At 71.1% G+C, this 22,273-nt stretch carries 24 protein-coding genes; 10 read left to right on the top strand and 14 right to left on the bottom strand.

Translation table 11 applies throughout. The annotated features are described in order from the left end of the window. The 3 genes from QSG27_RS18485 to shc form a co-directional block, all read right to left on the bottom strand. Positions 1–289: phosphorylase family protein (locus QSG27_RS18485; RefSeq protein WP_456062069.1), on the bottom strand; the 289-nt coding region annotated here is incomplete at its 3' end. Between the two features lie 191 nt (positions 290–480). After that, positions 481–882, bottom strand: coding sequence for a DUF2141 domain-containing protein (locus QSG27_RS18480; RefSeq protein WP_306708675.1), 402 nt, complete (start codon positions 880–882; stop codon positions 481–483). Continuing rightward, a complete protein-coding gene (shc, locus tag QSG27_RS18475; RefSeq protein ID WP_306708673.1) occupies positions 879–2,810 on the bottom strand; it encodes a squalene--hopene cyclase in 1,932 nt (643 codons plus the stop codon). Before shc ends, QSG27_RS18480 begins: the two co-directional genes overlap by 4 nt. Before the next feature lie 160 nt (positions 2,811–2,970). Here shc and QSG27_RS18470 point away from each other — a divergent pair, with 160 nt between their 5' ends. Next, positions 2,971–5,670 (top strand): MMPL family transporter, encoded by a 2,700-nt coding sequence (locus tag QSG27_RS18470; protein WP_306708671.1) that lies wholly within the window; start codon positions 2,971–2,973, stop codon positions 5,668–5,670. Here the strand turns inward: QSG27_RS18470 and QSG27_RS18465 are convergent. Both QSG27_RS18465 and QSG27_RS18460 read right to left on the bottom strand, forming a co-directional pair. Continuing rightward, entirely contained in the window at positions 5,570–6,607 is a 1,038-nt protein-coding gene (locus tag QSG27_RS18465) for an SMP-30/gluconolactonase/LRE family protein (protein WP_306708669.1), read from the bottom strand. The two genes, QSG27_RS18470 and QSG27_RS18465, sit on opposite strands and share 101 nt — an antisense overlap. Before the next feature lie 133 nt (positions 6,608–6,740). Then, the gene (locus tag QSG27_RS18460) at positions 6,741–7,868 is read right to left on the bottom strand and encodes a sulfotransferase family protein (RefSeq protein ID WP_306708667.1); all 1,128 of its coding nucleotides are present in this window, start codon (positions 7,866–7,868) and stop codon (positions 6,741–6,743) included. A gap of 144 nt (positions 7,869–8,012) precedes the next feature. On the opposite strand from QSG27_RS18460, the gene QSG27_RS18455 reads away from it, so the two are divergent. After that, positions 8,013–8,678 (top strand): ABC transporter substrate-binding protein, encoded by a 666-nt coding sequence (locus QSG27_RS18455; protein WP_306708665.1) that lies wholly within the window; start codon positions 8,013–8,015, stop codon positions 8,676–8,678. Positions 8,679–8,683: 5 nt separating this feature from the next. Then, positions 8,684–9,661: an NAD-dependent epimerase/dehydratase family protein gene (locus QSG27_RS18450; RefSeq protein WP_306708663.1), complete on the top strand. Its 978-nt coding sequence runs from the start codon at positions 8,684–8,686 to the stop codon at positions 9,659–9,661. A 150-nt stretch (positions 9,662–9,811) separates the two neighbouring features. On the opposite strand, the gene cueR is transcribed toward QSG27_RS18450, so the two are convergent. The 3 genes from cueR to QSG27_RS18435 form a co-directional block, all read right to left on the bottom strand. After that, complete coding sequence (gene cueR / locus QSG27_RS18445) at positions 9,812–10,249, bottom strand: Cu(I)-responsive transcriptional regulator (RefSeq protein WP_326522688.1); 438 nt, start codon at positions 10,247–10,249, stop codon at positions 9,812–9,814. Next, positions 10,246–12,648, bottom strand: a complete 2,403-nt coding sequence (locus tag QSG27_RS18440) for a heavy metal translocating P-type ATPase (RefSeq protein WP_306708661.1) — start codon at positions 12,646–12,648, stop codon at positions 10,246–10,248. Before QSG27_RS18440 ends, cueR begins: the two co-directional genes overlap by 4 nt. A 125-nt stretch (positions 12,649–12,773) precedes the next feature. Then, entirely contained in the window at positions 12,774–12,980 is a 207-nt protein-coding gene (locus QSG27_RS18435) for a heavy-metal-associated domain-containing protein (protein ID WP_306708659.1), read from the bottom strand. A gap of 163 nt (positions 12,981–13,143) precedes the next feature. Between QSG27_RS18435 and QSG27_RS18430 the strand changes: the two genes are divergently transcribed. From QSG27_RS18430 to QSG27_RS18420, 3 genes are read left to right on the top strand one after another with little or no spacing between them, the layout of a single operon-like run. Further along, the gene (locus QSG27_RS18430; protein ID WP_306708657.1) at positions 13,144–13,977 is read left to right on the top strand and encodes a TIGR02587 family membrane protein; all 834 of its coding nucleotides are present in this window, start codon (positions 13,144–13,146) and stop codon (positions 13,975–13,977) included. 15 nt (positions 13,978–13,992) lie between these two features. After that, the gene (locus tag QSG27_RS18425; protein WP_306708655.1) at positions 13,993–14,454 is read left to right on the top strand and encodes a hypothetical protein; all 462 of its coding nucleotides are present in this window, start codon (positions 13,993–13,995) and stop codon (positions 14,452–14,454) included. Between the two features lie 59 nt (positions 14,455–14,513). Then, complete coding sequence (locus QSG27_RS18420; protein ID WP_306708654.1) at positions 14,514–15,074, top strand: hypothetical protein; 561 nt, start codon at positions 14,514–14,516, stop codon at positions 15,072–15,074. Positions 15,075–15,107: 33 nt separating this feature from the next. Here the strand turns inward: QSG27_RS18420 and QSG27_RS18415 are convergent, their stop codons facing one another. Then, entirely contained in the window at positions 15,108–15,806 is a 699-nt protein-coding gene (locus QSG27_RS18415; protein WP_306708652.1) for a pirin family protein, read from the bottom strand. Between the two features lie 169 nt (positions 15,807–15,975). Between QSG27_RS18415 and QSG27_RS18410 the strand changes: the two genes are divergently transcribed. Together QSG27_RS18410 and QSG27_RS18405 are read left to right on the top strand one after the other, a co-directional pair. After that, positions 15,976–16,596: a trimeric intracellular cation channel family protein gene (locus QSG27_RS18410; protein WP_306708650.1), complete on the top strand. Its 621-nt coding sequence runs from the start codon at positions 15,976–15,978 to the stop codon at positions 16,594–16,596. A 44-nt stretch (positions 16,597–16,640) separates the two neighbouring features. Next, entirely contained in the window at positions 16,641–16,919 is a 279-nt protein-coding gene (locus tag QSG27_RS18405) for a GNAT family N-acetyltransferase (protein ID WP_306708648.1), read from the top strand. Positions 16,920–16,950: 31 nt separating this feature from the next. On the opposite strand, the gene QSG27_RS18400 is transcribed toward QSG27_RS18405, so the two are convergent. The 5 genes from QSG27_RS18400 to QSG27_RS18380 all read right to left on the bottom strand — a co-directional run bounded on the left by QSG27_RS18400 (position 16,951) and on the right by QSG27_RS18380 (position 21,159). Then, on the bottom strand, positions 16,951–17,376 hold the full coding sequence (locus QSG27_RS18400) for a carboxymuconolactone decarboxylase family protein (protein ID WP_306708646.1): 426 nt from the start codon (positions 17,374–17,376) through the stop codon (positions 16,951–16,953). Beyond that, positions 17,330–17,734, bottom strand: coding sequence for a MerR family transcriptional regulator (locus QSG27_RS18395; protein ID WP_306708644.1), 405 nt, complete (start codon positions 17,732–17,734; stop codon positions 17,330–17,332). Before QSG27_RS18395 ends, QSG27_RS18400 begins: the two co-directional genes overlap by 47 nt. A 92-nt stretch (positions 17,735–17,826) precedes the next feature. Further along, on the bottom strand, positions 17,827–18,531 hold the full coding sequence (locus QSG27_RS18390) for an ABC transporter ATP-binding protein (protein ID WP_306708642.1): 705 nt from the start codon (positions 18,529–18,531) through the stop codon (positions 17,827–17,829). Between the two features lie 74 nt (positions 18,532–18,605). Continuing rightward, a complete protein-coding gene (locus tag QSG27_RS18385; protein ID WP_306708640.1) occupies positions 18,606–19,349 on the bottom strand; it encodes a sulfite exporter TauE/SafE family protein in 744 nt (247 codons plus the stop codon). 184 nt (positions 19,350–19,533) lie between these two features. Further along, positions 19,534–21,159: an acyl-CoA synthetase gene (locus QSG27_RS18380; RefSeq protein ID WP_306708638.1), complete on the bottom strand. Its 1,626-nt coding sequence runs from the start codon at positions 21,157–21,159 to the stop codon at positions 19,534–19,536. A 174-nt stretch (positions 21,160–21,333) separates the two neighbouring features. Between QSG27_RS18380 and QSG27_RS18375 the strand changes: the two genes are divergently transcribed. After that, complete coding sequence (locus QSG27_RS18375; RefSeq protein WP_407653244.1) at positions 21,334–21,813, top strand: RT0821/Lpp0805 family surface protein; 480 nt, start codon at positions 21,334–21,336, stop codon at positions 21,811–21,813. 56 nt (positions 21,814–21,869) lie between these two features. Further along, positions 21,870–22,273 (top strand): tetratricopeptide repeat protein (locus tag QSG27_RS18370; protein ID WP_306708633.1); only part of this gene is annotated, 404 nt, incomplete at its 3' end.

Below are 22,273 nucleotides of genomic sequence, written 5' to 3'. Positions count from 1 at the left end.
GGGCCTGCGGCAGGGCGCCCGACAGCCGGTCGTGCCAGGAGCGGCAGGCCCCGTAGACGGCGCCGTCCCCATCGGCGACGGCGGTCGCCACGACCAGCGATCCGGGTCCCAGATCGGGCGCGAGGCCGCCGGCGACGCCGAAGCTGACGATCCCGCAGGCTCCATCCTCCAGCAACCGCTGCGCCGCCACCGCGGCGGCGGTGTCGCCCATCGCGCAGGCCACGGGCAGCCCGGCGCGGCGGGCCAGCCGCGCTTCCAGAGCCATGCCGGTGAGGATCGCCGCGGTCATTGCGTCTCCCTTGCAATTCACCTCCATAGATCAGCCCTCTCCCGACCCGGAAGAGGGTGGCGCCGAAGGCGCCGGGTGAGGGTCGCACGAGGATCAAGACGCTGATCCTTGGCCATACCCTCACCCTTCCCACGCTTCGCGCAGGCCCCTTCCCTCTCCCGGGACGGGAGAGGGAGTCAGACGCCCGGCCCCTACGGCGACATCCAATACCGCAGCGTCAACGCCGTCTCCAACCCGCCCTCCCCCACCGTCACGGCGGCCTCGCGGAAGCGTGGCGGCGTCATGCGGACCGGCGCGTCGTTGCCGAAGCCGAAGCCTTCCCACGGAATCCCCAGCAGGTTGCGGTCCAACTGCCCGTTGCCGTTCTCGTCGTGATAGACGCGCAGCGCGTAGGTGCCGGGCGGCAGGTCCGGCACGATGACCCGCACCGCCCCTTCCGCCGCCGGGGCGGTGACGCGGACGGCGCAGCGCCCCGCCGGATAGACCGCTTCCTCGCAGACGGCGAGGACGATCCGGCCCTCGCCGCTGCGCACCCCCTGGACGGTCACCGCCAGCGCCGCCGCAAGGACCACCGGCGCCGCGCCCCCTCTCACGCCCGCAAGGCCCGGTACCGGGCCAGCGCCCACAGCGGAAAGCTCGCCGCGTAGCCGTGGTACTTGAGGTAGAAGACCCGCGGAAAGCCCACGGCGGTGAAGGGCTCCTCCGTCCACAGCCCCTCGGCGTCGCGGGCGGCCAGCAGCCAGTCCACGCCGCGGGCCACCGCCGGGTGGTTGCCCTTGCCCGCCGCCATCAGCCCCAGAAGCGCCCAGGCGGTCTGCGAGGCGGTGGAGACCGGCCCTTCCCCGCGCGGGTTGCCGGCCCAATAAGTGGCGCCGTCCTCGCCCCAGCCGCCGTCCGGGCGCTGGTGCGCGAGAAGCCACTGCGCGGCGCGCTGGACGCCCGGTGCGGCGTGCGGCACCCCGGCGGCGTTCAGCGCCTCCAGCGCCGACCATGTGCCGTAGACGTAATTGGTCCCCCAGCGCCCGAACCAGGAGCCGTCGCCCTCCTGCTCGCGCTCCAGGAAGGCCAGGCCGCGGCGGGTCGGCACGGTGTCGCGCCCCTCGCCCAGCCGGGCCAGCATCATGACGCAGCGCGCCGTCACATCGGACGTGGGCGGGTCCAGAAGGGCGCCGTGGTCGGCGAACGGGATGTGGTTCAGGAAGTCGTGCTGGTTCTCCGCGTCGAAGGCGCCCCAGCCGCCGTTGCGGCTCTGCATCCCGACGATCCAGTCCCGCGCCCGGCGGATCGGCTCGCCGTAACGGTCGGTGTCCAGCCGTTGCAGGGCCATCACCACCATGGCGGTGTCGTCAGTGTCCGGATAATGGGCGTTGTTGTACTGGAAGGCCCAGCCGCCCGGCGCCAGCCCCGGACGCTGCCACGCCCAGTCGCCCTCCACCTCCAGGATCTGGCGCCCGACCAGCCAGTCCGCGCCGCGCCGCGCCGCGCCGCGGGCCAGCGGGCTGCCGGTCTCCAGCAGGGCGTTGCAGATGATCGCGGTGTCCCAGACCGGCGAGAGGCAGGGCTGGCAATAGACCCGCCCCGGCAGCGTCACCATCAGCCCGCGCAGCGCCCGCCGCGCCGTGGCCGCGTCGGGATGGTCCGGCGGGAAACCCAGGCAATGGTACATCAGCACGGCGTTGACCATGGCCGGAAAGATCGCGCCGAGCCCGTCCTCGCCGTTCAAGCGCTCGGTCACGAAGCGCACGGCGCGGTCGATGGCCGATTGCCGCCCGTTGGCGGGCAGGCGCGGCTCCACCGCGTGCAGCGCCGCGTCCAGCGCCCGGAACAGGGTGGCCCAGCCGCCGCGGCTGCCGTTGCTGTGCCAGTTGCGCACCCGCTCCGGCGGTTCGGTGAACAGCTCCGCGATGCCGACGCCACGCGGGTTGCAGGCGCGCAGCCGGTGCGCCATGACCACCAGCAGCGGCACCACCACCGTCCGCGACCAGTAGGAGATGCGGGAGATGTGGAAGGGCGACCAGGGCGGCAGGTTCATGATCTCCACCGGCATGGCCGGCACTGCCCGCCAGGGGATCTGCCCGAACTGCGCCAGCAGGATGCGGGTGAAGACGTTGCAGCGGGCCGCCCCGCCGCGCGCCAGGATCGCCTCGCGGGCGCGGCGCATGTGCGGCGCGTCGGGGCTGTCGCCCGCGGCCTTCAGCGCGAAATAGGCCTTCACGCTGCAACTGATGTCCATGGCCCCGCCGAAGAACAGCGGCCAGCCGCCGTCCCGGCCCTGCCGCCCGCGGATGAAGGCGGCCAGCCCGGCTTCCAGCTCCGGGTCGATCTCGTCCAGGATGTGGTGCAGCAGCAGATATTCGGACGGGATGGTGGCGTCGGCCTCCAGTTCGAACACCCAATGGCCGTCGGCCTGCTGGCGGCGGATCAGGGCGTCGGTGGCGTCGGCCACGGCGTCCCTCACGGCCTTGGCCGAAGGCCCGGCCTGTTGGACCCGCAAGGTCGTGCTTGCGTTGTGGTCGTGCATCGGCGCTCCCGCTTTGCCCCCTCCATCCTTCGGGACGGAGGTATCAGGGTATTGTGGTGCCGCGCTTCGCCCATTGGTTGGAAGTAACATACAGTAGCGTACGTTGGGTGCCGCAGGTTGTCCTGGCAGACTGCGTACGCTGCCAAGGGAGACGTACGGCGTGACGGAACGGCAAGGCGTCCTGGACCGCGTGGCGGACCTCGTCCGCGCCATGATCGGGGGCCTGGGCGCCCTGTCCTGCCGGTGGCCGGGGGCGACGCTCGCCCTCGGCGTCCTGCTGTCGGTGCTGGCCGGCTGGTACTCCGCCGAGAACCTGACCATGAGCACCAGCACGGCGGACATGATCGCGCCGGAAACCGCCTTCCGCCGACACACGGAGGAGTATCGGCAGGCGTTTCCCTTCGCCGACGACCAGATCGTCGTGGTGGTGGACAGCCCGTCCCCCGACCGGTCGGACGCCGCCGCCGTACGTCTGGCGGAGCGTATGTCCGCCCGTACCGACGCCCTGTCGGCGGTGGAGGTGCCGTCCGCCGACCCGTACTTCCGCCGGTACGGCCTGCTGTTTCTCGACACGGAAAAATTGCAGGATCTGGCCACCCGGCTGGCCGGGGCGCAGGCGGCGCTGGGCGCGCTGAACGCCGCCCCGAACCTCCAGGGGCTGGCCGACCTGCTGGACCTGATCCTGACCCACGCGGACGAGGGGGCGCCGGCCTCCCCCGCCGACCTGCTGAACCGGCTGGCGGTCAGCGCCGCGACGGTGGCGGACGGGCAGGCGGTGCCGCTGTCCTGGACCGGGCTGGTGCAGGCCGCGGAGGAGGAGGACCGGGCGGCCAACCGCCGCTTCGTCCTGGCCCGACCGGTTCTGGACAACAGCTCCTTCGGGCGGGGACGCCCTTCGGTGGCCGCGGTGCGCGAGGCCATCGCCGCCGTCCAGGCGGAGCCGGTCGGGCAAGGGGTGGGGATGCGGGTCACCGGCGCCGTGCCGCTGCGCCAGACGGAACTGGACACCGTCGCCAACAGTGCCGGCCTCGCCACCATCCTGTCCTTCGTCCTGGTTTCGGCGGTGCTGATCGCCGGGATGCGCTCGGGGCGGCTGATCGCCTGCATCATGATGGTCCTGCTGCTCGGCCTGATGCTGAGCGCCGGGGCGGCGGCGCTGACGGTGGGGCGGCTGAACCTGATCTCCGTCACCTGCGCTGTGATGTTTTTCGGGCTGGGCGACGATTACGGCGGGCATCTCGGCCTGCGCTACCAGGAGGAGCTGCGCCGCGGCCTGCCGCCGCTGGCCGCCGCCATCGAGGCGGTGAAGGCGGTGGGGCCGGCGCTGGTGCTCAGCACCCTGTGCGCCATCATCGGCTTCCTGTCCTTCGTGCCGACCGCCTATCTGGGGCTGGCCGAGTTCGGCATCATCTCCGCCGTCGGCATGGTGGTGGCCCTGCTCATCAGCCTGACGCTCCTGCCCGCGCTGATCGTCCTGCTGCGCCCCGGCCCCGGCGTCCCCCAGCCGGAGCGGGAAGACAGGGGTTTCGCCGGCTGGGTCACCCGCCGCCACCGCGCCATCCTGGCCCTGGCCGGGGCCAGCGCCGTCCTGTCGATGGCGGCGCTGCCCCTGGTGCGGCTGGACGTGAACCCGCTGAACCTTCAGGACGAACGGACGGAGGCCGTCGCCACCTACCGCGATCTGGCGGCCACCCCGCGCACCTCCCCCTATTCCGTCAACATCCTGACGCCGGACCTGGGGGCGGCGCAGGCGCTGGCCGACCGGCTGCGCCCTTTGCCGGAATCGGGCGGCGTGCGCACCTTCGCCAGCTTCATCCCCAAGGACCAGGAGGCCAAGCTGCCGATCCTGGCGGACATGTCGCTTCTGCTCGGCCCCGGCCTGACCGCGCCCGCCACCGCGGCGGCGCTGGACCAGGGCGGGCTGGAGCGGGCCTTCGGCATGCTGAAGGCGGTGCTGGCGGGTTATCTTTCGGGCAAGCGGGACGGCCCGCCCGACCTGCGCGCCGCGGTGCAGAGCTTCAGCGGCGCGCTGGCCCGCATCCAACCCGCGCAGCTCGCCACGCTCGATGCGGCGCTGACCGGAGGCGTGGCTCCGCTGCTCGACCGGCTGCGCGAGGGCATGGCGGTGGAGCGGCCGGTCACCGCCGCCGACGTGCCGGACAGCCTGAAGGCGCGCTGGATCGCCGCGGACGGGCGGGCGCGCGTCGAGGTGCTGCCCACCCACGACATTTCCGACAGCCGCGAGATGGCCGACTTCGCCGACGCCGTGCTGGCCGTGGCGCCCGACGCCACCGGCGCCCCGGTGACGGTGACGGAGGCCGCGCGGGTCGTCGGCTCCTCCTTCCTGGAGGCGACGGCGCTGACGCTGGTTCTGATGGTGCTGTTGCTGGTCGCCGTGCAGCGGTCGGTGACCGGAATGGTGCTGATCCTGGCGCCGCTGATCCTGGCCGCCCTGTGGACCATGGCCACCGCCGGGCTGCTGGACATCCCCTTCAACTTTGCCAACGTGATCGTCATCCCGCTGCTGTTCGCGCTCGGCGTGTCGAGCAGCATCCACATGGTGTCGCGCGGCCAGGATCTGGTGCGGGAAGGGGCGTCGGACGGCGCCTTCGGCATCGAGCTTCTGGTGACCAGCACGCCGCGCGCCGTCCTGGTCAGCACGCTGACCACCAGCACCGCCTTCGCCACGCTGGCGATCTCCAGCCACCGCGGCCTGTCCAGCATGGGAGTGCTTCTGGCGATCTCCATCACCTACACGGTCATTTCGTCGCTGGTGGTTCTTCCCGCGCTGATGATCCTGTGGCACCGGCTGCGGCTTCGCCGCACAGCAGCAATCCGGGAGCGGTCACCGACCCGATGACCAGCCGCCCGTTCCAGGGCCCGTTCCGATACAGGGCGACCGTGGCGGCGGGGAAGCGCCGTCCGTCCTCGTCCACCAGGATGTCCGTCCCGGCGGGGCCGAGCGCCGCGATGCGGCTGGGCGCCGCCGCTCCGCCCGGCCAGCCGTAGCGGTGCAGCGCCAGCCGGACCGGGGCCGGGTGCAGCGCCACCAGCAGGCGCCCGTCCGGTGCCGCCGTCAGGTTGTCCGGCCCGCCGGGAACGGGAATGCGCTCCGGCGGCGCCTGCGGATCGGACAGGCGGTAGACGAGCAGCGCGTCCTCCCGCGTGGCGGCGACGGTCAGCCGGTCATGGGCCGGGTCGGGAAGCAGCCCGTTGGCGAAGCCGATCCCGCCGACCAGCACGCGGACGCCGCCGCCGTCCACGAGGCCGACGAAGCCGTGCCGCCCGCCGAAGACGTTGTCCTCGATCACGGCGCCCCAGCCGCAGCCGCCGTGGCTGCTGGTGAACAGGAAGCGGTCCCCGTCCAGGAAGGCCACGTCGTTGGCCCGGCAGAGCAGCGGGCTGGCGATGGTGCTTTGGTGTGTCAGGACGGCGCCGTCCAGCCGGTAGCGCTCGACCGTGGCCGCCCCGTCCTCATGGCGGCTTATGGCGAGCAGCGAGCGCGACCCGTCCGGCTCCGCGCGCAGGTCGATGCCCGCCGGGCGCAGGCCGGTGGCGAGGGGGATGGCCGTTGCGCTCGGGGAGTCGAGGGAGGTCAGGTCCAGCAGGTAGAGCCCGCCCGTTGTTCCGCTCCGGCGGTCGTAGGCGGACAGCACCGCCCGGCCGCGTGGGGCGTCGAGCGCCATGTCCTCGATGCCGGTGACGGGAAGGCCGTTCGCGGTGACGGAGACGGTGCGGCAGGCGGATTGGGCGGGGTGGGTGAGGAAGAGGAGGAGGGTGAGTGCGGTTGCCCCCACCCTGGCTCTCCCCCGCTCCGCAGGAAAGGGCCAGGTTCCCTCCCCCGCCCAGCGGGGGAGGATCAGGGCGGGGGGCAAGCCTCCGCAACGCCACACCCTTCTCACGCCACGCCCCCTCTACGCTACACCCCCTCTACGCTACACCGGCCCCCCAGCGCGCGACGAAGGGCGCCCATTCGCGGTCCACCCGTTCCCGCCCTTCGTCGGACAGCCGATGGCGGTTCTTCGCATAGTCGCGAACCGCCCCCAGATACGCCTCGAACCGTGGCCGCGCCGCGGCGAATCCCGGCAGATCCAACGTCCGGTACAGCCGCTCCACCTCCTCCAGGGGCGCGGCCTCGAAGCGTTCGAACGGCACCTCGGCGAAGCGGTCCGGGGACAGGTCCGCGGTGTCGTCGATCAGCGCCTGCATGATGCGCGGGTAATGGTCCAGCACCGCCCGCTCCACGTCGATGTGCCCGTGGGGTTGAAGCGCCAGCCGCGCCAGCAAAGTCCGGTAGAAGTCCACCGTGGACACGAACACCGCCCGCGGGTCGCGGTGGATGTGGATGAAGCGCGCGTCGGGCCAGATCTCCCGCATCATGGCGACCCGCGCGCTGTAGACGGGGTTCTTCAGCAGAATGCACCGCCCGCCCTGGGCGATGGAGACCTTCTCCAGGAAATAGAGGAACCGCCGCTTCCAGGCGTCCCGCTCCGCCGCCGTGCAGCCGTCGAAATACAGGCCGCGGCGCAGATTCTCGTCGAACCGTTCCGGAAAGTAGAGGCCATGGTAGAAGGATATGGGCGACATGTTCGCCAGGGCGATCTCGTCCTCCTGCGGGCTGTCGGCCTTCACCGGCACGTTGTCGATGTAGCGCCGCTCCGGCAGGGCGCGGGCCAGCAACGGACGCAGGACGGAGCCCAGCCCCAGCATGTCCCAGGGGAGGCCGACCGCGAAGGGGTCGATGATGCCGAATTGCGGGTCGCGGCTCAGCACGTTGTAGAGATGGGTGGTGCCGCTGCGCCAATGGCCCAGGATGAAGACCGGCGGCGGCAGTCCGGCGCCCTTCCGCCGCCGCGCCGCCACCCACCCGGCCTCCGCCAGCGAGAAGGGCGCCCGCCCGAGGGCCGAGGCCAGCGCCGCCAGCGCCGTGGGCCAGCCCCGCCCCCGCGGCCCGCCGTTGCGCGCCAGCACGGTCAGCAGGGTCACCGCGTCGCAGCCGTACAGCGGATGGTCCGGGATCGGTGCCCAACCGGTTCCACTCTTCGCCTGTCCACCCATCCGGGCACCTCCCTTCGACGCCATCGCGCAGGAGGATAGACCGGGCCGGGTGCTGTTACATCCCACACGGACGGTTGAATCCGCTTGCCCCGAACGGGCAGATTTTCCGACGGATCTTGCCGGAACAGGACGGGACGCACCGCGATGACTGGGTCTTCCTCACGCCGAAGCTGGATGCGCGCCGCGCTGGCGCTGGCCGTGCTCATGGCGGGCCTGCTGCCGGTCCCCGCGGTGGCGCAGCAGCCCGCCAGAAGCGAACCGGGGAACACGCCCGGCGCCCGCGCCACGGTGGCCCGGCTGAACGAGGCCATCCTCGCCCTGATGCGGGGGGCGGCGGGGCGGGAGCCGGCACGGGCGCGGCTCCAGCGCTTCCTGCCGGTGATGCTGGACACCTTCGACCTGGAGGCCGCGCTCCGCGTCGCCGCCGCGCCCTATTTCGACCAGTCGGCGGAGCCGGAGAAGCGGCAGGCCCTGGACGCCTTCGCCCGGCGCAGCGCCGCCCAGTATGTGGACCGCTTCGACAGCTACGACGGCCAGCGCATCGAGATCATCGGCGAACGGCCCGCCCCCCGCGGCATGCTGCTGGTGGACACCGATCTGGTGCGCGCGGGCAAGGCGCCGGTGCGGCTCAGCTACCTGCTGCGTCCGGAGGGGGACCGCTGGCGCATCCTGGACGTGCTGGCCAAGGGCACGGTCAGCCAGTTGGCCACCCAGCGGTCGGAGTTCCAGAGCACGCTGCGCGGCGGCGGGCTGGCCGCCCTGACGCGCGACCTGAACAGCAACGCCGACCGCATCCTGGGCGGGGCGTGAGGGGGTTGGGAATCACCCTGGTCACCGGGGGCAGCGGCTTCATCGGCGGGCATCTGGTGGCGGCGCTGGCGGCGCGGGGCGAACGGGTGCGCATCCTCGACCGGCAGGACCCGCCGGACCCGCTGCCGCCCGGCGTGGAGTTCCGGCGCGGCTCCATCCTCGACGAGGCGGCGGTCGCCCGCGCGCTCGACGGCGTGGAGCGGGTTTATCACCTCGCCGCCGTGGCCCTGCTGTGGGACCGCGACCCGGCCGTCTTCGACCGGGTGAACCGCCAGGGCACGCGGGTGCTGCTCGACGCGGCGGCGCGGGCGCCGGGGCTGAGGCGCTTCATCCATTGCTCGACGGAGGCGGTGATGATCGGTCACCCGCCGCCCCGGCGGCTGCCCCCAAGGCTGAACGAGGACGCCGACCCGGGGCTGGAGGCGCTGGCCGGTCCCTATTGCCGGTCCAAATACCGGGCGGAACAGGACGCGCTGGCCGCCGCCGCGCGGGGGTTGCCGGTGGTGGTGGTCAACCCCACGGCGCCCATCGGCCCCGGCGACCGGCTGCCCACACCGCCCAACGCCATGCTCCGCCTGTTCCGGGGCGGCGGGCCGCGGCTGATCCTCGATTGCGTGCTGAACCTCGTGGACGTGCGCGACGTGGCGCAGGGGATGATCCTGGCCGCCGAGCGGGGCCGGATCGGGGAGCGCTACATCCTGGGCGGCACCGACATCGCGCTGGGCGATCTGGCGCGGCGGATCGACCGGCTGTGCGGGCGTGAGCCGGTCCGCCGCCGTCCGGTGCCGCCCGCTCTGGCGCTGGCGGCGGCGCGGGTGGAGGAATGGCTGTCCGACCATGTGACCCGCCGCCCGCCCACCGCCTCGGTCACCGGGGTCCGGCTGGCGCTGGGCGGCGGCGGCTTCGACAGCGGCAAGGCGATGCGGGAGCTGGGCTATACGGTCAGGCCGCTGGAGGCGAGTTTGAGGGAGGCGTTGGAATAGATTGCGGTTCCCCCCACCCTTCCCACGGCTCGCGCCGTGGGTCCCCTCCCCTGCGAAGCTCTCGCGCATACCTTCGGTTTGCGCTGACGCGGCAGGCGGACTTTGGTCCGCCGAGAGCGGGGGAGGGTCAGGGAGGGGGGCAGTACGCCCTCAATGACCGCAGTCCACCCCATGGCAGCACCCCCCGCCCTCCTCCAAATCCCGCAGGATCGGGCAATCCGGCCGCTCGTCGCCATGGCACGCATGGGCGAGGTGCTTCAGCGTGTCGCTCATGGCGCGCAGTTCGGCGATCTTGGCCTCCAGCTCCGCCACATGGTCGAGCGCCACGCGCTTCACCTCGGCGCTGGAGCGGCTGCGGTCCTGCCACAGCCCGACCAGGGTCTGGATGCGCTCGATGCTGAAACCCAGCGTGCGCGCCCGCTTGACGAAGCGCAGGACGTTCACTTCGTTGGACGAATAGACGCGGTAGCCCGCCGCCGTGCGCCCGGCCTCCGGAATCAGGCCGATGGATTCGTAGTAGCGGATCAGCTTGGCGTTGACGCCGGACGCTTTCGCCGCCTCCCCGATGGTCATGCCGCCGGCGCTCATGGCCTCCACCCCCGCAGCGACAGGGCGTTCAGAACGACGCTGACCGAACTCAGCGCCATCGCCGCCCCCGCCAGCACCGGGCTGAGCAGGCCCGACGCCGCCAGCGGGATGCCCACCAGATTGTAGATGAAGGCCCAGAACAGCCCCTGCCGGATCTTGGAGTAGGTGCGGCGCGACACGTCGATGGAACCGGCGACCAGCGCCGGATCGCCGCGCATCAGCGTGACCCCGGCGGTGTGCATCGCCACGTCGGTGCCGGTCGCCATGGCGATGCCGACGTCGGCGGCGGCCAGCGCCGGGGCGTCGTTGATGCCGTCGCCGACCATGCCGACCACCTTGCCCTCCGCCTTCAGCGCCGCCACCACGTCGGCCTTGCCGTCCGGCAGCACCTCCGCGAACACGCGGTCGATGCCCAGGTCGGCGGCGACCGCGCGGGCGGCCCCGGCACCGTCACCGGTGACCATCACCGTCTCCACCCCCTGCGCCTTCAGGGAACGGACGGCGGCGCGGGCGCTCTCCTTCACCGTGTCGCCGAAGGCGACGAGACCCAGCACGCGCCGCTCCGGCGCCGTTCCGGCCAGCCACGACACCGTGTTCCCGGCGGATTCCAGCGCCGCCGCCCGTTCCTCCAGCGCCGCGTCGGTCAGGCCGTTTTCCGCGATCAGCCGCTTGCTGCCCAACAGCAGGGCGCGGCCCTCCACCGTCGCCGACACGCCGCGCCCGGCCAGCGCCTTGAAGCCCTCCGTTGCGGCGGCCCGCAAGCCCCGCTCCGCCGCGCGGTCGCGGACGGCGCGGGCCAGCGGGTGCTCGCTGCCGGACTGGAGCGCCGCGGCCAGCCGCAGCAGTTCCGCCTCATCCAGCCCATCCGCGGGCACCAGACCGGTGACGCGGGGCTTGCCCTCGGTCAGCGTGCCGGTCTTGTCGAAGGCGACGGCGGTGATGGCGTGGGCGCGCTCCAGCGCCTCCGCGTCCTTGATCAGGATGCCGTGGCGCGCCGCCGCCCCGGTGCCGACCATGATGGCGGTCGGCGTCGCGAGGCCCAGCGCGCAGGGGCAGGCGATGACCAGAACCGACACCGCCGTGATGATGGCGGTCTCCACGTTCCCCGTGCCGATCCACCAGCCGGCCAGCGTCGCCGCGGCGATGCCCAGCACCACCGGCACGAAGACCGCCGCCACCTTGTCCACCAGCCGCTGGATCGGCGCCTTGGACGCCTGGGCGCCCTCCACCATGCGGACGATCTTGGCGAGCATCGTCTCGGCGCCCACCGCCACCGTCTCGACCAGCAGCAGCCCGTCCACGTTGATGGAGCCGCCGGTGACGCGGGACCCCGGCGCCTTCTCCACCGGCAGGCTTTCGCCGGTCAGCATGGATTCGTCCACGCTGCCCGACCCCTCGGCCACGCGCCCGTCCACGGGGATGCGCTCGCCGGGGCGCACCGCCACGCGGTCGCCGACGCGCACCTGGGCGATGGGAAGCTCCGTCTCCACGCCGTCGCGGCGGACGCGGGCGGTGTCGGGGCGCAGCTTCATCAACGCGCGGATCGCCGCCGCCGTCCGGCCCTTGGCGCGGGCCTCCAGCCACTTGCCGAGCAGCACGAAGGTGATGAGCACCGCCGACGCCTCGAAATAGAGGTGCGGCGTGTGGCCCGGATGCGCCGTCAGCATCATGTAGACGCTGAGCCCCCAGGCCGCCGAGGTGCCGAGCGCCACCAGAAGGTCCATGTTGCCGGACCCGGCCCGCACCGCCATGAAACCGGCCCGGTAGAAGCGCCAGCCCAGCCAGAACTGCACCGGCGTCGCCAGCAGGAACTGCACCCAGGGCGGCAGCATCAGGTTCAGCCCCAGCAGGTCCCCCGCCATGCCCGCGACCAGAGGCGCCGACAGCGCGGCACCGATCAGCACATGGTGACGCTCCCGCCGGTCGCGCTCCTGCGCCGGTTCTTCCTCCGCGGGGGTGGCCGCATCGGCGACGGGAGCGGCGGTGAAGCCGGTCATCTCCACGGCCTCGGCCAGCCGGGCGGCGTCCACCGCCCCGGCATAGGCGGTGACGTGCGCGCGTTCCGTCGCAAGGTTCACGGCGGCGGACTCGACCCCCGGAACGCGCAGCAGCGCCTTTTCGACGCGCGCAACGCAGGAGGCGCAGGTCATCCCGCCGACCGTCAGGTCGAATTTCTGTTTCTGCGGCTCGAAGCCGGCGCTCTCGATGGCCTCCGCCACCGCTCGCGGATCGGGATCGCCCGCGAAGGCGACCCGCGCCCGTTCGGTGGCGAGGTTGACCGACACGCCGGTGACTCCGGGCAGGCGGGACAGCGCCTTCTCCACCCGCCCCACGCAGGACGCGCAGGTCATGCCGGAAATGCCGATGTCGAGGTCGTTGGCGGCAGAGGTAGCGGACATGGTCGTCCTTTCTTCGTCTTCAACCGGCGCCCTGACAGGAAGCAAACCCTCGCACCGGGCCACCAGCCGGCGAGAACCTCAGATAAGGCTTCCAACGGCTGGAAGGTCAAGGGCGCCAAAATCCATTACGCGACCGGAAGGCCCTCGGGCTCGAAGCCGGCCTTTTCCAGAGCGGCGCGCAACACGTCGGCGCTGGCCGCACCGCTGACGCGGACGTCCTTCGACGCGACATCGATCTGCACGTCCTCGACCCCGGCGACGGCGCCGAGCGCGCGGCGGACGGAGGCGGCGCAACCGCCGCAGGTCATGCCGGGAACCTTGAAAGCAAGCATGGGACGACTCCTTCCCGAAGGGTGGTGTTGCCCCCAGCCTCCGCCTTCCAGCGATTGGAAGGTCAAGAGGAAAATCGCGGCACCGGTCACGGCCGTGGTACCGCCGGAACCAACCGCTCCGCCTGCGCATTCATGGGCCATGGACATCGCCCGACCCATAAGCATGACCCGCCAGCGCACCCTTCTGCACGACGAGACTCATTTCGCCCGTGCCCTGGCCCGCGCGGCGGCCGGTGCGGTCATCTTCGCCCTGCCCCTGCTGATGACCATGGAGATGTGGGAGCTGGGCTTCTACATGGACCGGTTCCGGCTGGCCCTGTTCATCCTGGTGACCCTGCCGGTCCTGTTCGGCCTGTCCTATTTTGCGGGGTTCGAGGAGACCTTCTGCTGGCAGGACGACCTGATCGACGCGCTGTCGGCCTTCGCCGTGGGTTTCCTGATGTCGGCGGTCCTGCTGTCCGTCTTCGCCGTCGTCCATCTGGACCAGCCGGTGCCGGAGATCGTCGGCAAGATCGCGCTCCAGTCGGTGCCCGCCAGCATCGGCGCCATGCTGGCGCGCAAGCAACTCGGCCAGCGCGACGACGCCGACAAGGAGCGGCGCATCCGTTCCAGCTATCCGGGGGAACTGTTCCTGATGGGGGCGGGGGCGCTGTTCGTCGGGTTCAACGTCGCCCCGACGGAGGAAATGATCCTGATCTCCTACAAGATGTCGCCCTGGCACGCGGTGGCGCTGGCGGTTTTGTCGCTCGGCGTGCTGCATGTCTTCGTCTACACGGTCGGCTTCGCCGGGCAGGAGAACGCCGGGGACGACGGGTTCCTGTCCGTCTTCCTGCGCTTCTCGGTCGCCGGCTACGGCATCGCCCTGCTGGTCAGCCTCTACCTGCTGTGGACCTTCGAGCGGACCGCCGGCCTGTCGATGATGGAGCTGGTGACCGCCACGGTGGTGCTGGGCTTCCCCAGCGCGCTGGGCGCCGCCACCGCCCGGCTGATCGTGTGACGGGGGTGGACGCCCATGGCCGACGGCCGAGACAACCATGCGGAATCCCGGGCGGAATCCCAGTTGAAATCCCGGGCGGAATCCTGGGACGGGGACGGCAGCGCGTCGGTGTCGCGGCTCGCCTGGATCGCGTCGGGGCTGGGGTTGCTGCTGTTCCTGGGGTCGGTGGGGGTGCTGGGCTATGAAGGCGTCACCCGCGGCAACGGCGCCCCGGCGATCAGTGCCGAGCTGGAAGAGGTGGTCCCCGCCGGTTCGCGTTGGCTCGCCCACATCCGCGTCGGCAACGACGGCGGCACGACGGGTGCGAAGGTCCAGGTGGAGGGGCAATTGATGGCGGGGGCGGAAGCCTTGGAAACCTCGGTGGCCGAGTTCGACTATGTGCCCGCCGGTTCCCACCAGAGGGGCGGCCTGTTCTTCGACCGCGACCCGCGGGCGCATGAGCTGCGCCTGCGCGTGCTCGGCTATGTCGAGCCCTGAACAAAGCGCCGGCCGGCCTGTTGTCATCCCAACGGGACCATGAGGACACCGACGACGCGATGACCCGCCTGACCATCGACGAGGCGCAGCAGCGCATCCGCCTTTTCCTGACCGGAGACATGGTGGAGGCGCTGCGCGCCGTGGACTATGAATCCCCGCCGCTGGCCGACGGTCCGTCCGGCCTGACGCTGGAGGCCACACGGCGGGCCGCGGTGCGCTTCAGCCATGTGGAAGGGGCGTCCGACTGCCTCTACCGCGTGGACGCCTTCGACGAATCGCTGGTGATGCGGCTGCAACTGAACGTCCGCCGCTTCGTGGCGATCTATCAGGTGCCGGTGGCCGATCCGGTGGGCAGCGCCACCATCTCCCCCCATTTCGAGCGCTGGGCCATCGGCGCCGGCCACGCCGGCTGGACCATCGGCTGGCGCGACGGCGCCGACCCCTGGCAGCCCGACCGGCGCACCGTGGAAACCTACTGCTACGCCATGCTGCCGGAAGACTTCCTCGACAACCCGCTGGAGCAGCTGTACTGGCGCACGGACCTGGTGCAGATGACGCGCGCCTTCATGCTGGAAGCCCGCCGCATGGGCATCCGTCTGGCGGCGCCCCAGGGGATGTGAAGGCCCCCGCGGTCGGCGGGGACCTTCCTCACCTCAGGCCAGATCGAACAGCAGCACCTCGGCGCCGACCACGCCGTCCAGCGTCAGCGCGTCCTCACCGCTCACCGCGGCGCCGTCGCCTTCCTTCAGAAGCGTGCCGTTCAGACGGACCTGACCGCGGGCGACCTGCACCCAGGCGTGGCGGCCCGGACGCAGTTCGTGGGTCACGCGGTCGCCCTCCTCCAGAAGCGTGGCGTAGAGGTCCACGTCCTGGTGGATGGTCACGCTGCCGTCGCGCCCGTCCCGCGAGCCGACGAGACGCAGGCGCCCCTGCTTCTCCTCCCGGTCGAAGGCCCTCTGCTCGTAGCCGGGGATCATTCCCTCCTCGTTGGGCAGGATCCAGATCTGGAGGAAATGCACCGGGTCCGTCTTCGAGGCGTTGTACTCGCTGTGCCGGATGCCCGACCCGGCGCTCATCCGCTGCACCTCGCCGGGGCGGATGACCGAACTGGTGCCCAGCGTGTCCTTGTGCTCCAGCGCGCCGTCCAGCACGTAGGACACGATCTCCATGTCGGCGTGCCCATGGGTGGGGAAGCCGGCGCCGGGAATCACGCGGTCGTCGTTGATGACGCGCAGCGCGCGGAAGCCCATATGGGCCGGGTCGTGGTAGTGCCCGAACGAGAAGCTGTGCTTGCTGTTCAGCCAGCCCATGTTGACGGCGCCCCGTTCGTCGCGGTGACGGATGGTGATCATGTCTCGTCCTCCTGTTCCTTTGCGGGGCCGTCCGGCCCCTCGTCTGGAAAGGAATGTGCCCCCAACCCATGAAAACAACAATTAGCGGCGTCGCGGCATATCTGTTTCCCAACACGCAACAAACGGCTATCATGGCGGCATCCGTCAACCAGCCTCGCCGACCGCCATCATGACCGACGTTTCGCCCCTCCTGCTCGCTATGGACCTGACCGGGATCTTCATCTTCGGGCTGACGGGAGGGACGCTGGCCGTGCGGCATCGCCTGGACATCTTCGGCGTGCTGGTGCTGGCGCTGGTCACCGCGCTGGCGGGCGGCGTGCTGCGCGACCTGCTGATCGGGGCGATTCCGCCGGCCACCATGAAGGACGAGCGGTATCTGATCGCGGCGCTGGCCTCGGGCCTGTTCGCCTTCTTCTTCCACCCCTTCATCAACCGGCTGGTCAAGCCGGTGATGGTGCTGGACGCGGCAGGGCTGGGCATCTTCGCGGTGGCCGGCTGCGGCAAGGCGCTGGCCTATGGGCTGGGTCCGGTGCCCGCGGTGCTTCTGGGCGTGCTGACGGCGTGCGGCGGCGGGGTGGTGCGCGACGTTCTGGTGGCCGAGGTGCCGCGCGTGCTGCGGGAGGAGATCTACGCGATGGCCGCCCTGCTGGGTGCGGTGGTCGTCATCGCCGGGGCGGCGCTGGACCTGCCGAAGGCGCCGGTGGCCATCGCCGGGGCGGTGGCGGCCTTCCTGCTGCGGGTGGTCAGCGTCCTGCGCGGCTGGAGCGCGCCGCGCGCTCCCGGTTCATGACGGGCGACGATGAACAACCAGAGGCTTCGGCTGTTGGATTGGGCATGAGCGACACCGTGACCGACAACCCGGCGCTGAGCCGGTTCGAACTGGACGTGAACGGGCAGACGGTCTACGCGACCTACCGCCGCCGGGGCAACGTCCTGCACATCCCCTATGTGGAGGCCCCGCCGTCCCTGCGCGGCACCGGGGCCGCCGGGCGACTGATGGAGGGGGTGATGGCCATCGCCCGCGCCGAGGGGCTGACCATCGTCCCGATCTGCGGCTACGCCGCCAACTGGATGCACCGCCACCGCGAGCACCACGACCTGCTGGCGCGGTAGGCACGCCCGGGAAACGCCCGGGCTCCAAACCTCATGACGTTCCCTGCGGCTGATGTCCGTCTTTCGCCGCGAACACCTCCTTGGCCGCGAACAGCCCATTGAGAGCCGCCGGGAAGCCGGCATAGACCGCCATCTGGATGAGGATCTCGACGATCTCCCCGCGGGTCAGCCCGACATTCAAGCCGGCCTCGATGTGCACCTTCAACTGAGGCGCGGCGTTCCCCATGGCGGCGAGCGCCGCGATGGTGGCAATCTCGCGCGAGCGCAGATCGAGGCCGGGCCGCGCATAGATGTCGCCGAAGGGAAATTCGAACAGATAGGTCGCGAAGTCCGGCGCGATGTCGGCAAGCGCCGCCACCACCCTGTGACCGGCCTCGCCATCGATCGCGGCAAGCGCCCGTTGCCCGCGTTCAAGCCGGCTTTCTTCGATTTTGGACCGATGCAGCGTCATCGTCATTCTTCCTCTGTTCCGTTTCGACATAACCGTCGATCTTGGTGTCGAGGACGAGAAGACAGGCCTTCAACTCATCGACCTGGGCACGCACGCGCTCGCGGTGTTGCTCCAGCAACGCCCGCCGTTCCGCTTCGGTCCCGGCGCCCTCCCCGCGAAGCGCCGCGTAGCGGAGCATGTCCCGGATTGGCATCCCGGTCGTCTTCAGGCGGCCGAGAAACTCGATCCAGGTCAGGATCGAGGCGTCGTAATCGCGGTGGCGGGATCGATTCCGGTCGGCATAGGGCAGCAGCCCGATCCGCTCATAGTAGCGGATGGTGTGGGCCGTCAGTCCCGAACGTCTCGCAAGGTCCCCGATCTTCATGCGCGTCTGCTTCTCGTCACGATGCACGGGACGCTACGAGTTCGAGCGCGCTCCAAGTCAAGAGGGATTCCGCCAGCGCGGCCGGCGACACGTCACAGGCCGAGATACGCCTGCTTCACCGCCGGATCGGCCAGCAGTTCCTCCCCCGTGCCGGACAGCACGACGCGCCCGTTCTCCAGCACATAGGCGCGCTGGGCCAGCTTCAGGGAGGCGGCGACGTTCTGCTCCACCAGGATGATCGTCATGCCGTCGGCGGCCAGGGCGCGGATGGTGCGGAACAGCTCCTGCACCATGGTGGGGGACAGGCCGAGCGACGGCTCGTCGAACATGATCAGGTCGGGCTTGCCCATCAGGCAGCGCCCGATGGCCAGCATCTGCTGCTCGCCGCCCGACAGGGTGCCGGCGGCCTGCTCCAGCCGCTCCCGCAGGCGGGGGAACAGGGCCAGCACGCGCTCGAACGTGTCCTTCGCCCCGGCGCGGGCGCGCGGGATGACGGCGCCCATCTCCAGATTCTCGCGGATGCTGAGCGTCGGGAAGATCTGCCGCCCCTCCGCCACCTGCCCGATGCCGAGGTCGCAGACGACATGGCTCGGCAGACCGGCGATGTCCTTGCCGCGGAAGCGGATGGTGCCGCGGGCGGGTTTCAGGATCCCGGAGATGGTGCGGATCAGCGAGGTCTTGCCCGCCCCGTTGGCGCCGACGATGGCGGTCGTCGTGCCCTCCGCCACCGCGATGGACACGCCGTCGAGCGCCTGGGCGTCGCCGTAGAAGAGGTCGAGGTCGGATACGGTCAGCATCGGGGTCTTGCGTCGTGGCGGCCTTGGGAAAGGGCCGCCACCTTAGCGCAGGCGCCGCCGGAACCGAACGGCTTTTACTTGAGGAAGAACAGGATGCTCATCACGAGGCCCACGGCGATGATGCCCGTCCGCAGGATGCGCGACGGGATCTTCCGCCCGACCCGCGCCCCGGCATAGCCGCCGGCCACCGCCGCGACGGTCATCAGCGCGGCGTAGGACCATTCCACCGCCCCGCCGACCGCGTAGGCCGCCACCGCGATGGCCGTCAGCACGGTGGAGAACAGGTTCTTCAACCCGTTCATGGCGTTCAGGTTGGTCATGCCGAACAGGCTCAACTGCGCCAGCAGCAGGATGCCGAGCCCGCCGTTGAAATAGCCGCCATAGACCGACACCGCGAACAGCGTGGCGAGCATCGCCCCCGTCCCGTGCAGCCCGACCGCCCGCAGCTTCGCCGCGAGCATGCCGCCGAAGGCGAACAGGCCCGTCGCCACCAGCAGCAGCCAGGGCACGATGCTGCGGAACACCGAATCCGGGGTGACCAGCAGCAGCGCCGCTCCGATCAGGCCGCCGGCCAGACTGACCACCGACAGCGTGACCAGCCCGATCCCGCCCACCGGCTCCAGGTCGTTGCGGTAGCCGTAGACGCCGCTGGCGTAGCCCGGCAGCAGCGCCACCGTGCCCGTGGCGTTCGCCGCCACCGGCGGCACCCCGGCGTAGATCAGCGCGGGAAGGGTGAGGAAGCTGCCGCCGCCGGCAACCGCGTTCATCGCCCCGGCCAGGAAGGCCGCGGCGAGCAGGAGAAGGGATGTCGTCACCATCGTTCGGGTCGTTTTCGTTTCTTGTTGTTTTGCGTCCCTCTCCCGCCCCGGAAGAGGGTGCCCGCGAAGCGGGCGGGTGAGGGTCGCACGAGGATCAATGCTGCATTCTTGGCCATACCCTCACCCTCCCGCCGCAAGGCGGCGGGCCCCTCCCTCGCCCAGGGCGGGAGAGGGAATTCACACCCTACCCCCGCGACCGCAGCTCGCGGCGGATGATCTTGCCCGTGGTCGTCATCGGCAGGCTGTCCACGAACTCCACCGCGCGCGGGTATTCGTGGGCGGCCAGCCGGGTCTTCACATGGGCCTGGATCTCCGCGGCCAGTTGGTCGCTGGGGCGCACGCCGTCCTGAAGGACGATGAAGGCCTTCACGATCTCCGTGCGCAGGGGGTCCGGCACGCCGACCACGGCGGCCATCCGGACGGCGGGATGGCCGATCAGGCAGTCCTCGATCTCGCCGGGGCCGATGCGGTAGCCCGCCGAGGTGATCACGTCGTCGTCCCGCCCGACGAAGCGGATGTAGCCGTCCGCGTCCAGTTCCCCCTGGTCGCCGGTGACCAGCCAATCGCCCCCATCACCAACAAACTTCGCGGCGGTGGCCTCCGGGTTGTTCCAGTATTGCAGGAACATCACCGGGTCCGGGCGGCGCACGGCGATCAGGCCGATCTCACCGGGAGGAAGCCGGTTGCCCTGCCCGTCGATCACCGCCACGTCGTGGCCGGGCGCCGGGCGGCCCATGACGCCGGGCTTGGACGGCATGACCGTGGCGCAGGAGGACACGATCATGTTGCACTCGGTCTGGCCGTAGAACTCGTTGATGGTCAGCCCGAAGGTCTGGCGGCCCCAGTCGAGAAGCTCCGCCCCCAGCGTCTCGCCGCCGCTGGCGACCGAGCGCATCTTGTAGGCCCAGCGCGTCTGCGGGTCCTTCACCGCGCGCATCATCTTCAGCGCGGTCGGCGGCAGGAAGGCGTTGCGCACCTGGAAATCGGCGATCAGGCGGAAGGCTTCCTCCGCGTCGAACTTCTCGAAGCGGTGGGAGACGACGGTCACGCCATGGTGCCAGGCGGGCATCAGCACGTCCAGCAACCCACCGATCCAGGCCCAGTCCGCCGGGGTCCAGATGCGGTCGCCCGGCTGCGGGAAGAGGTCGTGGGAGATCTCCACCCCCGGCAGATGGCCGAGCAGCACCCGGTGCGCGTGCAGCGCCCCCTTCGGCTGGCCGGTGGTGCCGGACGTGTAGATGATCACCGCCGGATCGTCCGCCGCCGTGTCCACCGGCGTGAAATCCTCGGACGCGGCCTCGACCAGCGCGTGCCAGTCCAGCTCGCCCGCCCCGGCCTCGTCGATGCGCAGGACGAGCGTCAGTTCGGGCAGGCGGTCGCGGATCTGCGCGATCTTGGCGGCGCCCACGGCGTCGGTCACCACCGCCCGCGCCCCGCAATTGCCGAGCCGGTATTCCAGCGCCTCAACCCCGAACAGGGAGAAGAGCGGGACGGCGACGCCGCCCATCTTGTAGACGGCGACGTGGCTGACCGCGGTTTCCGGCGCCTGGGGCAGCAGGATGCCCACCCGGTCGCCGCGCGCCACCCCATGGGCGGCCAGCGCGTTGGCGAGCCGGTTCGACAGGCGGCGGATGTCGGCGAAGCTGTAGGTCTCGACCGCGCCGTCGCGGCGCTTGTGGATCAGGGCGGTGCGGTCCGGGTCGCGCTCGGCCCACTTGTCGCAGACGTCCACGCCGATGTTGTAACGTTCCGGCACCGACCAGACGAAACGGTCGCGCAGGCCCTCGTAGCTGTCCGCTTCCGGCAGCATGCTTTCCTCCCGACGGGTTCTTGCCGGCCGCTTGGGCACGGCCATTTCCTTCATCATAGGGGCAACGGAAGCGTTCCGTCACGCGGACGGAATAGTTTGCGGGGCTGCCATGTTCATCGAAAGAGCGTCCGTTCCGTGGGGATTGAAATGAAGGCCAAGGGGATCGTTGCGGTTGTGTTGTCCGTGGGCCTGCTGGCCGGCTGCGCCAGCCCCTATGGATACGGTCCCGGTTACGGCTATGCCCCCGGCTATGGGGACAAGACGGCGGCGGGGACGCTGCTGGGCGGCGTGGTGGGCGGCCTCGCCGGGTCGCGCTTCGGCGGCGGCACGGGCAAGCTGGTGGCGGTCGGCGTCGGCACGCTGCTGGGCGCGGCGCTCGGCAACGCCGCCGGCCAGTCGATGGACCGCGCCGACATGGCCTACGCGCAGCAGGCGGCGGGACAGGCCTACATGGCCCCGACCGGCGCCACCGTGCAGTGGAACAACCCGCAGACCGGCAACTGGGGAAGCTACACCCCCACCCGCGAGGGCACCGGCCCCTATGGCGAGCTGTGCCGGGAATTCCAGACGACCATCGCGGTCGGCGGGCAGCTTCAGCAGGGCCACGGCACCGCCTGTCGCCAAGCGGACGGAAGCTGGCGCATCGTGGGCTGAGGCTTGCCCGCTCGCCGCCCTTCAACCATGCGGGGAAATGCTCTAGACAGTCGGGCATGGCGACGATCAAGGACGTGCTGGCCGCGGCGCTGGCCCACCATCAGGCCGGGCGGCTGGCGCAGGCCGCCGCCGGCTATCAGGCCGTCCTCGACACCCTGCCCGACCATCCCGACGCGCTGCATCTGCTGGGCGTCGTCTATCTCCAGGCCGGACACCCGGCGGAGGCCGAGCCGCGCATCCGCGCCGCCATCCGCGCCGACGGCACCGCCGCCGACTATCACGACAATCTCGGAAGCGCTCTGCGCGCCCTGAACCGGGCGGAGGAGGCCGCGGAGGCCCACCGCGCGGCGGTCCGCCTGCGCCCGGCCTTCGCACAGGCCCACTACAATCTGGGCAACGCGCTGGACGCGCTGGGCCGGCTGGAGGAGGCCGCGGACGCCTACCGGCAGGCCGCCGCCCT

Source organism: Azospirillum isscasi (assembly GCF_030849505.1).
In the GTDB taxonomy this organism is placed as follows: Bacteria; Pseudomonadota; Alphaproteobacteria; order Azospirillales; family Azospirillaceae; genus Azospirillum; species Azospirillum isscasi.
Note: the sequence above shows the minus strand (reverse complement) of the source record. Positions and strands in the feature narration are given on the sequence as shown.